This is a genomic window from Knoellia koreensis, from assembly GCF_013041615.1.
GTDB classification, from domain to species: domain Bacteria; phylum Actinomycetota; class Actinomycetes; order Actinomycetales; family Dermatophilaceae; genus Pedococcus; species Pedococcus koreensis.
Genome location: NZ_JABEPQ010000001.1, coordinates 1,247,949 through 1,262,067 on the forward strand (window position 1 = coordinate 1,247,949; position 14,119 = coordinate 1,262,067).

Below are 14,119 nucleotides of genomic sequence, written 5' to 3' on the forward strand. Positions count from 1 at the left end.
TTCATGAGTTGAGGTCGAGGAGGCCGGGAGGTGGGTCGATGACGACGCGACCGCCCTCGACGTCGACCTCGGGCACGATCGCCTCGACGAAGGGAATGAGCGCCTCGGTGCCGTCGGTCAGGGTGACCTGGAGCAGGTCCTGGGCGGTGCCGATGAGCAGGCCGCTGACCGTGCCGAGCGTGGCACCGGACGGGTCGACGACGGTGAGGCCGACGAGGTCGTCCTCGTACCAGCCCTCGTCGTCATCGTCGTCGCCGTCGTCGGCGAGGGAATCCGCGTCGACGAAAAGCCGTGTCCCGCGCAGGGACTCGGCACCGGTACGGTCGGGGATCTGCTCGAACCCGAGCAGCCAGATGCCGCGGTGGACCCGGTGGCTCGCGATCGTGAGCGTCCGTGGCACGCCCGACCCGGCAGCCGCCTCGGTGCGGAATTCAGCACCCTCGACGAACCGCCCCTCGGGGTCGTCGGTGTGCACCTGCACGGTGACCTCACCGCGCAGGCCGTGGGGCTTGCCGATGCGGGCGACGAGCAGCTCGTCACGCGCCGGGGAGGCGGAGGGGGGCTGCGGCATACGGGTGATCCTCTCAGGCGGGTGCGCCCCGACGAACGAAGGCCGCCGGGACAGGTGTCCCGACGGCCTTCGGCGTTGGCGTGAAACTGGTCAGCGCACGCGGTCGGTGTCGACGATGTCGACCCGGACGTTGCGCCCGCCGGACAGCGCACCCATCACGGTGCGCAGCGCGCTGGCGGTGCGACCCGAGCGGCCGATGACGCGACCGAGGTCGTCGGGGTGCACGCGCACCTCGAGGATCTCGCCGCGACGCAGCTCCTTGTGCCGCACGACGACGTCGTCCTTGTGGTCGACGATGCCCTTGACGAGGTGCTCGAGCGCCTCCTCCAGCACGATCAGGCTCCGGCCTTGGTGAAGCCGGCGGCCTCGGCGTCGGCCGCGGTCTTGAACCAGACCTCGGCGATCGTCTGGTCGTACCACTGGCCGTCGGGCTCGTGGAACTTCATCGAGTCCTTGTTGCCCTTGATGGTGTAGCCCTCGGGAGCCTCGCCACCCTCGAGCGGAGCGGCGGCACCCTTCGGCAGCTCGGCCTCCGCGGCAGCAGCCTCGGTGGTCTCGGTGGCCGGGGTGGCCTCGGCCGGGCTGGTGACCTCGTCGGTCGCGCCGTCCTCGGCCGCGGCCTTGGCGGCGTCCGGGGTCAGGTCGGCGAACTCGGCGGCCTGCTCGGCCTGCTCGGCGTTCTCCGCCGGCACCTCGGCCTTGGCGTCGTCGGTCTTGGGCTCCTCGGCGGCCTTCTTGGCGGCGCGCTTCTTCGGCGTGGTGGCACCCGACTCGTCGTCACCGGACTTGCCGGCGGCGGCGACAGCGGCCTCGTAGAGCTCCTTCTTGGAGGGCTTCTTCTCGGCGACCTGGAGGGTGCCGTCCTTGTAGAGCTTGAGCAGCGCGGCGACGGCCTCGGTCGGCTGGGCGCCCTGGGCGACCCAGTAGTCGGCGCGCTCCATGTCGATCTCGACGAGCGACGGGTTCTGGTTCGGGTCGTACTTGCCGATCTCCTCGATCGCGCGGCCATCGCGCTTGGTGCGCGAGTCCATGACGACGACGCGGTAGATGGCGGTGCGGATCTTGCCCATCCGCTTGAGACGAATCTTGACGGCCACGAGTGTGGTCTCCGTTCGGTTGTGAGCACGGCGAGACCGCACGCGATCTGTGCGGGGTGCCGTCACCCGGGGTAGGTATCCGTGCCGTGATACGCCGGCCGGAAGGTGTACAGCGGACCATTCTGCCAGACGCGAGGGGGTGCTCCCGACCACGCGCCTTCCCGGCGCCCGGGCACCAACCCGGCCACGCGGCATACCTCGCTCGTATGCCGCCTGCTCACCAGGGGTGCGGCGCGTAGTCCTTGAGGAAGACGCCGAACAGGTCCTGCCCGGCCTCGCCCTGCACGATCGGGTCGTAGACGCGGGCGGCACCGTCGACGAGGTCGAGCGGTGCGTGCCAGCCCTCGGCGGCGATGCGCAGCTTCTCGTGGTGGGGGCGCTCGTCGGTGATCCAGCCGGTGTCGACCGCGGTCATGAGGATCTGGTCGGTCTCGAACATCTCCCCCGCACTGGTGCGGGTCAGCATGTTGAGCGCGGCCTTGGCCATGTTGGTGTGCGGGTGGCCGGCGCCCTTGTAGCGGCGCGAGAACTGGCCTTCCATGGCCGAGACGTTGACGACGTAGGCCCGCCGCGCGCCCGCAGCCACGGCCGCGCGCATGGCCGGGCGCAGCCGCGACACGAGGATGAACGGGGCGGTCGCGTTGCACAGCTGCACCTCGAGCAGCTCGAGCGGGTCGACCTCGTCGACGACCTGGGTCCAGCTGTTGTTGGTCTGGGTGTCGGGCAGCAAGCCGCCGGCGTCGACGGCCGTGCCGGCCAGGTGGGCGTCGAGGCTCGCGTGCCCCGCGGTCAGGGCCATCTCGGTCATCTGTGCGGCGGTGCGGGCGGCGAGCGCCTCGGCGGCGTGCTCCTGAGACTCGCCCTCGTGGTGGGCGACGCGGTGCGCACCGAGGGTGCGGACGAGGTTGGCGGGGGGTGGGAGTAGGCGCCGGGTGAGCGGCGGACCGTCTGCGCCGCGTTGTTGATGAGGATGTCGAGCGGGCCGTCGGAGGCGACCTCGTCGGCGAGCGCGACGACCTGGGTGGGGTCGCGCAGGTCGATGCCGACGATCTTGAGCCGGTCGATCCAGAGGGCCGAATCCTCTTGTGCCGCAAAGCGTCTCGCCGCGTCCTTGGGGAACCGCGTCGTGATCGTGAGGTGGGCCCCGTCACGCAGCAGCATGAGCGCGATGTACATGCCGATCTTCGCGCGTCCCCCGGTGAGCAGGGCCCGCTTGCCCGTGAGGTCGGCGCGCTGGACGCGTTTGCGGTGGCTGGTGGCCGCGCAGTCGGGGCACAGCCAGTGGTAGAACGCGTCGACGGTCGTGTAGTCGGTCTTGCAGATGTAGCAGCCACGCGGGTTGATCAGCTCACCGACAGTGGTGCCGACCGGTGGCACCGTGAGCAGGATGCCCTTGGTCTCGTCGTCGATCCGCAGCGGCGAGCCGGTGGCGGTCTGCGCGAGCAGGGCCTCGTCGTGCCGGATCTGGGGCTGCTTGGCCTCGCGGCGGCGGCTCTTGCGGATCTGCTTGTACATCCGGCCGGTCGCACGCTTGACGACCTGGATCGCGGCGTCGTCGGCGGCGAGCTCGGGCAGCTGGGCGAGGACCCGCAGGGTGGTGGCGAGGTCGTCGGGGTCGAGGCCGGTCGGCAGCTCACCGGCCAGGGCCTGCTCGCGGGCGGGGTCGAGCGCCTCCGGGTTGGACGAGGCGGCGTCGGTCACCGGCTGGTCCAGGCATCGGGGTCCTCGGCGAGCGCGCGCACGTGCGGCGGCAGGTCACCGGAGAGCGCGTCGGCGAGGCTGGTCTCGTCGAGGACGGTGCGCAGGCTGGCGCGGACCGCGACCCAGATGGTGGGCAGGTTCTGGGCGACGCCGTCGTATGCCGTCTCGTGCGGCCGCAGTCCCCTCACCTCCGCGAGCGGGCCGTCGACCGCGCGGAAGACGTCACCGAGGGAGATGTCGCGCGGCTCCCTGGTGAGGGTGTAGCCGCCACGGGCCCCGCGGGTGCTGCGGACCAGCCCGGCGGTGCGCAGGTCGGCGACGATCGCCTCGAGGAACTTGCGCGGCAGGGTCTGCCGGAAGGCCAGGGTCTCGACACTGACCGGGCCGGCCGCCGTGGTGGCGGCCTCGGCGAGGATGAGCATGGCGCGAACCGCGTACTCCGTGCGCGCCGAGATGTCCACGTCGGACATTGTGGCGCATGGCCGGGGCCACCCCGGCCATGGCTACCCAGCCAGCCGGGCCACGGCCGTCGCGTCAGATGGCCAGTGCCGGGTCGACCTCGAGGACGTCCTGGGTCTGCCGGGCCCTGGCGTGGACCTCGTCGCCGGGGCGCAGGGCAAGGGCATCTGCCTCGGCGCGCGTCAGCTGCGCCGCAAACCGCTCGCCGGTGTGGGCACGCAGCTCCACGCGCACCTCGAAGCCCAGCCGGACCACGCGCTCGACGACCGCGTCGATCACGCCGGGTGACCCCGGCACGGATCGGTCGGCGGCGACCGCGGCCGCCCGGTCCCGGCTCAGCTCGATGTCGTGCGGGCGGACCAGCAGACCACCGAGCCGGGCGACCGACCCGAGGAAGGACATGACGAAATCGTTGGCCGGCCGGTCGTAGAGGTCGACGGGGTTGCCCACCTGCTCGATGCCGCCCTTGTTGAGCACCGCGATGCGGTCCGCCACGTCGAGGGCCTCCTCCTGGTCGTGGGTGACGAGGACCGTGGTCACGTGGACCTCGTCGTGCAGCCTGCGCAGCCAGCGCCGCAGGTCGGCGCGCACCTTGGCGTCCAGTGCGCCGAACGGCTCGTCGAGCAGCAGCACCTCGGGGTCGACGGCGAGCGCGCGAGCCAACGCCATCCGCTGGCGCTGGCCACCGGAGAGCTGGCTCGGGTAGCGGTGCTGGAAACCCTCGAGCCCGACGATCTCGAGCAGCTCGTCAACCTTGGCCCTGACCTGGGCTTTGGGCTTCCTGCGGATGGTGAGGCCGAACGCCACGTTGTCGCGGACGGTCATGTGCTTGAACGCCGCGTAGTGCTGGAAGACGAAGCCGATGCCGCGCTTCTGCGGTGGCAGGCCGGTGACATCGACTCCGGCGATCGCCACCCTTCCGGAGTCGAGGGTCTCCAGCCCCGCGATCGCCCGCAGCAGCGTGGACTTGCCCGAACCGCTGGGGCCGAGCAGCGCGGTGAGCGACCCGGGCGGGATCTCCAGCGAGACGTCGTCGAGTGCCGTGAAGTCGCCGTAGGACTTCCTGGCTCCGGACACGGTGATCATCGGGTGCTCCTCTTTCGGTCCAGCACGGTCATGAGCAGCAGCGTGACCACGGCGAGCCCCATGAGGAGGGTGGCCGCGGCATACGCGCCGTAGGTGTTGTGGTCGTCGAGGTAGCGCGAGTGGACCAGCAGAGTCAGCGTCTGGCTCACGCCCGGGAATCCGGAGCTGACCATGATCACCGCACCGAACTCCCCCAGCGCGCGGGCCACCGTCAGCACCACACCGTAGGTGAGGCCCCAGCGGATCGCGGGGAGCGTGATCCGCCAGAACGTCTGCCACGAGCTCGCGCCGAGCGTTGCCGCTGCCTGCTCCTGCTCGGTGCCGATCTCGTGCAGGACCGGCTCGACCTCGCGCACGACGAACGGCAGCGTGACGAAGAGGGTGGCAATGACCATGCCCGGCAGGCCGAAGATGACCTTGAAGCCCGACCGCTCGACGAACCCGAACCAGCCGCCGACGCCCCACAGCATGATGAGCGCGACACCGACGACGATGGGCGAGACCGCGAACGGCAGGTCGACGACCGCCTGAAGGACGCCCCGTCCGCGGAACCGTCCGCGGACCAGTGCCAACGCAGTCCCCACGCCGAAGACCACGTTGAGTGGCACCACGATCGCGACGATCAGCAGGGACAGGTTCAGCGCGGAGATGGCGGCCGGGGTCCGCACCGAGTCGAGGAACGCGCCGACACCCGGTTCGAACGTGCGCCAGAGGATGAGCACTACCGGGACCAGCAGGAGGACCACGAGGTAGCCGAGCGCCACGACGCGAAGCGTGAGCCGGGTTGGGGTGGACACCTTCACGACGACACCTCCCGCGCCCGTCCACGGCCGGCCGCCCAGCGCAGGACGAAGAGGGTGGCGAACGCGATGAGCAGCAGCACGACCGAGACGGCCGCGGCGTTGACCGGCTGGTCGGTCTCGACCTGCTGCTGGATGTACTGAGAGGCGACCTGGGTCTTCTTCGGGATGTTGCCGCCGATGAGGACCACCGACCCGTACTCGCCGATGGCCCGGGCGAACGCCAGCCCGGCCCCGCCGAGGATCGCCGGGGCCAGCGTGGGAAGCACGACCCGGCGGAAGGTCGTCCGGTTGGAGGCCCCCAGCGACGCCGCGGCCTCCTCGACGTCACGGTCCAGCTCGAGCAGCACTGGTTGGACCGAGCGGACGACGAACGGCAGGGTCACGAACGCCAGTGCGACGAGCAGGCCCGGTTGGGTGGCGTTGAGGTGGATGCCGACCGGGCTGCTCGGGCCGTAGAGCGAGAGCAGGACGATGCTGGCGACGATGGTCGGCAGGGCGAACGGAAGGTCGATGAGCGCGTTGACGACACGCTTGCCCGGGAACTCGTCGCGGACGAGGACCCAGGCGATGAGGGTTCCCATCACTGCGTTGAGCACCGCGACGACAGCCGACACCCAGACGGTGACCCACAACGCCGCGCGGGCTCCGGGCTCGCTCACCGCGGCCACGAACCCCCCGGCCCCGCCCTCGAGCGAGGTCGCCGCGAGCGCGGCGAGCGGCAGCAGCACGATGACGCTCAGCCACAGGCCAACGACGCCCACACCGAGCGGGCGCGCAGTCCAGCGTCGAGTCCGCACAGCGCTGGGGGCCTCCGCGTCGGTCGGGGCCACTGGCTCCAGGCCGGCCACGACCGCGCTGTGTGCCACCGGCCGGTCGGGCACAGCCTCGGGCACGGCATCGGGCAGCGAGGCGGAGCGCTCCGCCTCGCTGCCCCTGGTGTGGGTCAGTGCCATGCCTACTTCGTGGCCTTGTCGTAGATGACGGCGATCGCGCCGGTCTCCTTCTTGAACAGGTCACCGTCGACGGTCTTCCAGCCACCGAGGTCGTCGATGGTCCACAGCTTCTCGGGTGTCGGGAAGTCCTTCGCGTACTTCGCCGCGACCGTCGGATCGACGGGCCGGAACCCTGCCTGTGCCCACAGGTCCTGGGCCTCCGGCGTGAACAGGTAGTCGTTGAAGGCCTTGGCCGCCGCGGCGTTCTTGCTGGTCTTGATGACTGCCGTGGGGTTCTCGATCTTGAAGGTCTGCGCCGGGGTCACGTGCTCGACGGCGTCACCGCTGCGCTCGGCGAACAGCGCCTCGTTCTCATAGCTGAGCAGCACGTCGCCGGTGCCCTGGAGGAATGTCTCGGTCGCCTCGCGGCCCGACTTCGGCTGCACCTTGACGTGGTCGCTGACGAGCTTGTCGATGAAGGCGAGCCCGGCGGCGCGGTCCTTTCCGCCCTGGCTCTTCGCGGCATACGGCGCCAGCAGGTTCCACTTGGCCGAGCCCGAGCTGAACGGGTTGGGGGTGACGACCTCGACTCCTGGCTTGAGTAGGTCGTCCCAGTCCTTGATGCCCTTGGGGTTGCCCTTGCGCACCACGATGGTCACGACCGAGCCGAACGGAATTCCCTTGTGCTCACCGGCATTCCAGCTGGTGTCGACCAGGCCTGCGTCGACGAGGCGGGTGATGTCCGGCTCCACCGAGAAGTTGACGAAGTCGGCGCTCGCGCCCGCCGCGACCTTGCGCGACTGGTCGCCCGAGGGGCCGTAGGACTGCTGGAACTGCACGCCCTTGCCGGCATCGGTCTTCTCGAAGGCGGGGATGACCTTGTCGAAGCCGACCTTCGGGACGGCGTACGCGTAGAGGTTGAGGGTGACCGCCGCCTTGCCGGCGTCGCCGGCGGCGTCGGTGGAGTCGCTGGCCCCACCACCGGCACAGGCGCCCAGGGCCAACGCTGCGACGGCGAGGGTGGCGGTGAGGGCGAGGCGGGGGCTGGGCATGGGTGCTCCTGGTCTGCGATGGACGTGGGCGTCCGATCTCCTGTTGGACAAGTAGGAGTTTTGGATAGCATGGCGTTATCGGTCAAATAACGTCGGATTATGTCTCAGGATGTGGTCGCGCTGGGATCCCCGCTCGTGTGCCGCGCGCCTGCGCCCGCCGCCCGCGGCCGCCGAAGCCGTCCGGGCTCAGATCGTGATGCCGCGCAACACGATTCGCGACGGATGGCCCAGGGCACCGATCTCCTCGCGCGGGTCCGTGTCGTAGACGACGAGGTCCGCCTCCGCGCCCTCCTCGAGCCCCGGGCGGCCGAGCCACGCACGCGCACCCCAGGCCGCGGCATACAACGCCTCGCTCGGGGTGAGTCCCGCCTTGGTGAGCTCGACGGCTTCCTCGGCGACGAGTCCGTGCGGCAGCGAGCCGCCCGCGTCGGTGCCGAGATAGATGGGTATGCCGGCCTCGCGCGCCGCGCGGATCGTGTCGAGTCGGCGGTCGTAGAGGTCGATCATGTGGCGGTGGTAGCGGGGGAACTTCTCGCGCGCGGGCTCGGCGATCTGGGGGAAGGTCGCGATGTTGACCAGGGTCGGGACGATGGCGATGCCCTGCTCGGCGAACTGGCGGATCGTCTCGTCCTCGAGACCGGTCGCGTGCTCGATGCAGTCGGTGCCCGCGGCGGCGAAGTCGTAGAGCGACGCCTCGCCGAAGCAGTGCGCGGTCACCCGGGCGCCCTCCTCGTGGGCGGCGGCGATCGCATCGGTGAGGACGTCGACCGGCCAACACGGCGTGAGGTCGCCTTCCCCCCGGTCGATCCAGTCCCCCACCAGCTTGACCCAGCCGTCCCCGGCGCGGGCCTCGATGCGCACGCGCTCGACGAGCTGCTCGGGCTCGACCTCCCACGCGTAGTTGCGGATGTAGCGGCGGGTGCGCGCGATGTGGCGGCCGGCGCGGATGACCTTGGGCAGGTCGTCGCGCTCGTCGATCCACCGCGTGTCGGCGGGCGACCCGGCGTCGCGGATGAGCAGGGTGCCGGCGTCACGGTCGGCCAGCGCCTGCTGCTCCGACGTCGCGTCGTCCACGGCACCGTGGGCGTCGAGCCCCACGTGGCAGTGGGCGTCGACGAGCCCAGGGAGCACGAAGCCGCGGACAGTCTCGATGTCGAGCCCGTCGGCCGTCGGGCGTTCGAACGTGAGCCGTCCCTCCACGACCCACGCCTCGGGTCGCACGTCCTCGGGTCCGACGAGGACCTCCCCGACCAGGTGCAGCACCGGTGCCGTCATGAATCCGACCCTACCCACGCACGAGTTGAGTGCCTGAGACCTCCCTATAGGTCGGTGTCAGGCACTCAACTGAGCGTGGCGAACCGGCGCAGCGCCTCGATGACGACCTCGGGGGCGTCGGTGTGCACCCAGTGGGTCGCGCCCTTGACGGTGAGCAGCCGCACCCGCGGGAAGTAGGCGCGCATCGCCTCGGCGTCCTCGTCGCGGATGTACTCGGAGTCGCCGCCGGCGATCCACAGCGCGCGGCCCGGGAACGGCTCGACCTCGCCAGGCGTCAGTGGCCACCCGGCGATGGCCGAACCGGTGCCCTTGTCGGCATCGGCTGCCACGAGCGGCAGGTTGGCCTGCCAGCGCCACCCGTCGCCGTCACGGCGCAGGTTCTGCAGCAGGAAGGCCTTGACCCCCGGGTCGCTCTCCTCGAACCTCGCCTCCGCGTCGGCCCGGCTGGTCAGCTGGTCGAGCGGCAGCCTCTTCATCTCGCTGATGTAGCCCTCGAACCGCTCCAGCGAGCCGTAGGACTTCGGGGCGATGTCCACGACGGCCACCCGGTCGACGAGGTCGGGGTGCTCCAGCGCGAGCAGCATCGCCACCTTGCCGCCGAGGGAGTGGCCGACCACGGCCCACCTCGCGTCGGGGTCGACCGCGCGCAACGTCGCGGCGACGGCCGCGGCATACGCCTCGAAGGAGAACTCCTGCGACCACGGCGAGCGCCCGTGGTCGGGCAGGTCGACGAGGGTCGCACGCACCTGGTCGCCGTTCGGGCCGGCGAGGGCCTTGGCGATCTGCTGCCAGTTGCGTCCCTGCCCGAAAAGCCCGTGGAGAAAGGCGATTCGCGGTCCCGCGGTGCCGACGGAGATGGTGTGAAGGGTCACCGACCGAGGAACTTCTCGAAGCCGGCCGGCAGGTTGTTGGGGTCGAGATCGGTGGGTATGCCGCCGTTCCCGGCTCCCTGCCCACCGGCGCCGAACGCTGAGCCTCCGCCGGATCCCTTTGCGGCAGTGGCCCTTTCGGCTGCTGCGCGCTCCTCGGCGGCCCGCTTGGCGGGGTTGCCGGACTTGGACTTCTTGCGCTGCGGCTGCTGCTTGCCGCGCTTGCCCTTGCCGCCACCCATGCCGGGCATGCCCGGCATGCCGGGGATGCCGCCGCCACGGGCGAGCTGCTTCATCATCTTCTGCGCCTCGGTGAACCGCTCGAGCAGCGCGTTGACCTCGGACACCTGCACACCCGAACCCTTGGCGATGCGGGCGCGGCGAGATCCGTTGATCTGCTTGGAGTGGGTGCGCTCGAACGGCGTCATCGAGCGCACCATGGCCTCGATGCGGTCGAACTCTTTGGGGTCGAGGTTGTCGAGCTGGGCCTTCATCTGGCCCATGCCCGGCATCATCCCGAGCATCGACTTGAGGCCACCCATCTTCTTCAGCGCGGCCATCTGCGACAGGAAGTCGTCGAAGGTGAAGTCCTCCTCGGCGAGGAACTTGCGCTGCATCTCCTCGGCCTGGCTGCGGTCGAACGCCCGCTCGGCCTGCTCGATCAGGGTGAGCACGTCACCCATGTCGAGGATCCGCGAGGCCATCCGGTCGGGGTGGAAGACCTCGAAGTCCTTCACGTTCTCGCCCGTGGAGGCGAACATGATCGGCCGCCCGGTGATGCTCGCGACCGACAGGGCCGCACCACCGCGGGCGTCACCGTCGAGCTTGGACAGCACGACGCCGGTGAAGTCGACGCCCTCCTGGAATGCCTGGGCGGTCTCCACCGCGGCCTGGCCGATCATCGCGTCGATGACGAACAGGACCTCGTCGGGCTGGATCGCGGCGCGGATGTTGGCGGCCTGCTGCATGAGGTCGGCGTCGACGGCGAGGCGGCCGGCGGTGTCGACGATGACGACGTCGTGCTGCTTCTGGCGGGCCTGCTCGATACCGGCCCGGCTCACGGCAATCGGGTCACCGAAGCTGCGCGTGCCCTCGCCGGTCGGCCCGACGGCGTCGTGGCCGCCGATGTTGCCGCGCTCGGGCGCGAAGACCGGGACACCCGCACGCTCACCGACGACCTCGAGCTGGGTGACGGCGTTGGGGCGCTGGAGGTCGGCGGCGACCAGTATCGGGGTGTGGCCCTGGTCCTTGAGCCAGTAGGCGAGCTTGCCGGCGAGCGTGGTCTTACCAGCACCCTGGAGGCCCGCGAGCATGATCACGGTCGGCGGGTTCTTGGCGTACTGGATCGTGCGGGTCTCGCCGCCGAGGATCGACACGAGCTCGTCGTTGACGATCTTGACGACCTGCTGGGCCGGGTTGAGCGCCTGCGACACCTCCGCACCGAGCGCCCGCTCGCGCACGCCCGCCGTGAACTGCTTGACGACCGGTAGCGCGACGTCGGCGTCGAGCAGCGCAAGGCGGATGTCGCGGATCGTGCTGTTGACGTCGGACTCGGTCAGCCGCCCCTTGCCCCGGAGGTTCTTGAAGGTGGCTGTCAGGCGGTCGGAAAGACTGGTGAACACGCGCCCCAGCCTAAACGAGCCGCCGCACCCCCTCGCGCGCCCGCTTGCGTCTGCGTCGACGGTTGCCATGGCAACCGTCGACGCAGACGTCCCGGTATGCCGCGTGCTCACCCGGTCGTGCCGACCCGGCCCGAGGTCGGAGCTAACTTTGGGCCAAAGTTCCCCCACGCCGGGAACCTTCCAAGCACGGGCGAACTTTGGGCCAAAGTTCGCCAGGGGTCCGGGGGCGGTCAGGCGGTGATGGGGTGGTCAGGAGGTGGGGGCGGGGCCGTCGCAGGTGTCGATGACCATCGCCACGGTCTGGGCGACCTTGGCCGGCGACAGGAGCCGGCCACCGAACTCGGTGAGGTAGAAGGTGTCGAGGGTCTGGCCGGCATACGTGGCGATGTGGGCCGACCGGACCGACAGGCCCGCCTTGGCGAACCCCATGCCGAGCTCGTGCAGCAGACCCGGGCGGTCCTGGGCGCGCACCTCGATGACGGTGGCCTCGTCGGACGCGTGGGGCACGACGAGCGCCCGCGCCTGCCCGGGCGAACCCGTGCCGGACTCCCCGCTGGGCCGGCCGGCATACCGGCGTCGTCGCTCGAGCAGCCCGAGCGGCGCCCGGTCACCCTCGGCGAGCCGGGCGAGGCCGCGCACGATCCGCTCCTCGTGGGGTTCCTCCCCGCTCGGGCTCTCGACGTGCCACTCGTTGGCGGCGACGCCGTCGACGGTGCGCAGGATCGCGGTCCGGACGACGAGCCCTTGGGCGGCCAGCAGCCCGGCGGTGTCGGCGAACAGCCCGAGGCGGTCGCGGTCGAACACGTCGATGCGGTAGCTGCCGCCCTGCGGGCGCACCACCACCCGCGGCTCCCCCGCCGCCACCGCCTCCAGCTCGGACCGCGCGACCGTCGTGGACGCCGCCGGGCCCGCCGGGTCGACCGCGTCGGCGTCCCAGCCGGCCCGGGTCGCCTCGGCGAGCTGGCGCAGCAGGCTCGCCCGCCAGTCGGTCCAGGCCTGCGGTCCGGCTGCACTCGCATCGGCCTCGGTGAGGGCGAGCAGCAGCTCGAAGACCTCACGGGACCCGTCCGCGGCCTTGCGGGCGGCGACCACGGTCGCAGGGTCCTGGTGGTCGCGCCGGGTGGCCAGGTCGATGAGGGTGAGGTGCTCGCGCACGAGGGTCTCCACGACGGCGACGTCCGGCGCGGTATACCCGAGCCGGGTGGCGACTGCGCGTGCGATGGGTGCGCCGACAGTCGAATGATCATGTGCCCCAGGGGTTTTGCCGATGTCGTGGAGCAGGGCGGCGAGCAGCAACAGGTCGGCGCGGGCCACCTCACGAACCAGTCCCCCGGCGACGACGACGGTCTCGACGAGGTGCCGGTCGACGGTGTGGCGGTGCACCGCGTTGCGCTGCGGCCGCGAGCGCACCGACGCCCACTCGGGCAGCCAGCGGTCGATGATGCCGGCCTGGTCGAGCCCCTCCCAGACGGCGACGAGCCCCGGTCCCGTGGCCAGCAGGTCGGCGAAGAGGTCACGGGCGATGGCCGGCCACGGCTCGGGCAGGCTCGGCGCCTGCCCGGCCAGGTTGGCCAGCGTGGTGGGGGGGATGGGCAGGTGGCTGCGCGCAGCGACGACCGCCGCGCGCAGCGGCAGCAGCGGATCGGTCGACAACGCGCTGCGCGGTCCCAGCACGACCTCCCCGTCGTGCTCGAACATGCCGTAACCGAGCGGGTTGAGCTGGGGGCGGCGGGGGCCGACCCGCAGGGTGCGGGCGCGCTGGGACTGCCCCGCGCGCCGGACGGTGCCGTCGAGCGCGTAGGCGATGGTGCGTCCTGCCCCCGCCACGGAGGTCAGCAGCTCGTCGGCGTCCGCGTGACCGAGCAACGCGGCCACGGCGTCCTGGTCCTCGCGGGTGAGCCGGTCGCGCCCACGACCGGTCACGACGTGCACGGCGTCGCGGACGTCGAGCAGCACCCCGTGCGCCTCGTCGAGGCCATCGCGTGGACGGTCGGTCAGCCAGGCCGCGACGAGGGCGTCGAGGACCGTCAGGTCGCGCAGGCCGCCGTGGGCCTCCTTGAGGTCCGGTGTGAGGCTCTGGGCGAGGTCGCCGTGCCGAGAATGCCTGGCGCGCAACGCTTCCAGCAGGTCCGGTAGGCGCTTGCGGGCGTTGGCCCGCCAGTCGTGGGCGACGGTCGATCGGGCCGCCGCCACCACGTCGGGGTCCCCCGCCACGCAGTCGAGGTCGAGCAGGCCGACCGCCGCGGTCAGGTCACCTGAGGCGACCGTCCGGCACTGGTTGACGGTGCGCACCGAGTGGTCGAGCTTGATGCCCGCGTCCCACACGGGGTACCAGACCCGGTCGGCCAGCTGCCTGAGTTGGTCGCCCCCGAGGGAGCGCCCGTAGTGCAGCAGGACCAGGTCGACGTCGCTCAGCGGCCCGGCGTCACCGCGAGCGAGGCTGCCGACGGCGGCGAGCGCGATGCCCTCGCTCGAACGGCCCTCCAGCGCCTCGTCCCACACGCCGCACAGCCACTCGCGGGTCAGGCCGGCGACCGCCTCACGGCGCGCTGCCCCGGCCCCCGGGACCTCGAACCCTCGCGCCCCGGCAAGGTCGAGCCGCCGTGCGGCCACGTCGGTCTGCAACGTCATCTTCACGCCTCTCGGTCGTCG

Annotated in this window: 12 protein-coding genes and 2 pseudogenes; all 14 read right to left on the minus strand. The window is 71.3% G+C overall.

Annotated elements, in window-relative coordinates:
• Position 1: 1 nt before the first annotated feature.
• The gene (gene rimM / locus HJG52_RS06095) at positions 2–571 is read right to left on the minus strand and encodes a ribosome maturation factor RimM (RefSeq protein ID WP_171242581.1); all 570 of its coding nucleotides are present in this window, start codon (positions 569–571) and stop codon (positions 2–4) included.
• A gap of 90 nt (positions 572–661) precedes the next feature.
• Entirely contained in the window at positions 662–904 is a 243-nt protein-coding gene (locus tag HJG52_RS06100) for an RNA-binding protein (RefSeq protein ID WP_171242582.1), read from the minus strand.
• 2 nt (positions 905–906) lie between these two features.
• On the minus strand, positions 907–1,095 hold the full coding sequence (locus tag HJG52_RS21965; protein ID WP_488153910.1) for a sunset domain-containing protein: 189 nt from the start codon (positions 1,093–1,095) through the stop codon (positions 907–909).
• Between the two features lie 66 nt (positions 1,096–1,161).
• A pseudogene (gene rpsP / locus HJG52_RS20645) lies at positions 1,162–1,668 on the minus strand (30S ribosomal protein S16); the annotation flags it as partial.
• Positions 1,669–1,885: 217 nt separating this feature from the next.
• A pseudogene (locus HJG52_RS06110) lies at positions 1,886–3,312 on the minus strand (SDR family NAD(P)-dependent oxidoreductase).
• A gap of 53 nt (positions 3,313–3,365) precedes the next feature.
• Positions 3,366–3,839: an RrF2 family transcriptional regulator gene (locus tag HJG52_RS06115; RefSeq protein WP_206069934.1), complete on the minus strand. Its 474-nt coding sequence runs from the start codon at positions 3,837–3,839 to the stop codon at positions 3,366–3,368.
• A 64-nt stretch (positions 3,840–3,903) separates the two neighbouring features.
• Positions 3,904–4,914 carry a sulfate/molybdate ABC transporter ATP-binding protein gene (locus HJG52_RS06120; RefSeq protein WP_171242585.1) on the minus strand — a complete coding sequence of 337 codons (1,011 nt, stop codon included), beginning with the start codon at positions 4,912–4,914 and terminating at the stop codon, positions 3,904–3,906.
• A complete protein-coding gene (cysW, locus tag HJG52_RS06125; protein ID WP_171242586.1) occupies positions 4,911–5,717 on the minus strand; it encodes a sulfate ABC transporter permease subunit CysW in 807 nt (268 codons plus the stop codon). The genes HJG52_RS06120 and cysW overlap by 4 nt, the downstream gene beginning before the upstream one ends.
• A complete protein-coding gene (gene cysT / locus HJG52_RS06130) occupies positions 5,714–6,670 on the minus strand; it encodes a sulfate ABC transporter permease subunit CysT (RefSeq protein WP_206069935.1) in 957 nt (318 codons plus the stop codon). The genes cysW and cysT overlap by 4 nt, the downstream gene beginning before the upstream one ends.
• Before the next feature lie 2 nt (positions 6,671–6,672).
• Entirely contained in the window at positions 6,673–7,701 is a 1,029-nt protein-coding gene (locus HJG52_RS06135) for a sulfate ABC transporter substrate-binding protein (RefSeq protein WP_171242587.1), read from the minus strand.
• 186 nt (positions 7,702–7,887) lie between these two features.
• The gene (locus tag HJG52_RS06140; protein ID WP_171242588.1) at positions 7,888–8,976 is read right to left on the minus strand and encodes an amidohydrolase family protein; all 1,089 of its coding nucleotides are present in this window, start codon (positions 8,974–8,976) and stop codon (positions 7,888–7,890) included.
• A 65-nt stretch (positions 8,977–9,041) separates the two neighbouring features.
• Positions 9,042–9,848, minus strand: a complete 807-nt coding sequence (locus HJG52_RS06145; protein WP_171242589.1) for an alpha/beta fold hydrolase — start codon at positions 9,846–9,848, stop codon at positions 9,042–9,044.
• On the minus strand, positions 9,845–11,467 hold the full coding sequence (gene ffh, locus HJG52_RS06150; protein WP_171242590.1) for a signal recognition particle protein: 1,623 nt from the start codon (positions 11,465–11,467) through the stop codon (positions 9,845–9,847). The genes HJG52_RS06145 and ffh overlap by 4 nt, the downstream gene beginning before the upstream one ends.
• A 249-nt stretch (positions 11,468–11,716) precedes the next feature.
• On the minus strand, positions 11,717–14,098 hold the full coding sequence (locus HJG52_RS06155) for a [protein-PII] uridylyltransferase (protein ID WP_171242591.1): 2,382 nt from the start codon (positions 14,096–14,098) through the stop codon (positions 11,717–11,719).
• Positions 14,099–14,119: the final 21 nt, after the last annotated feature.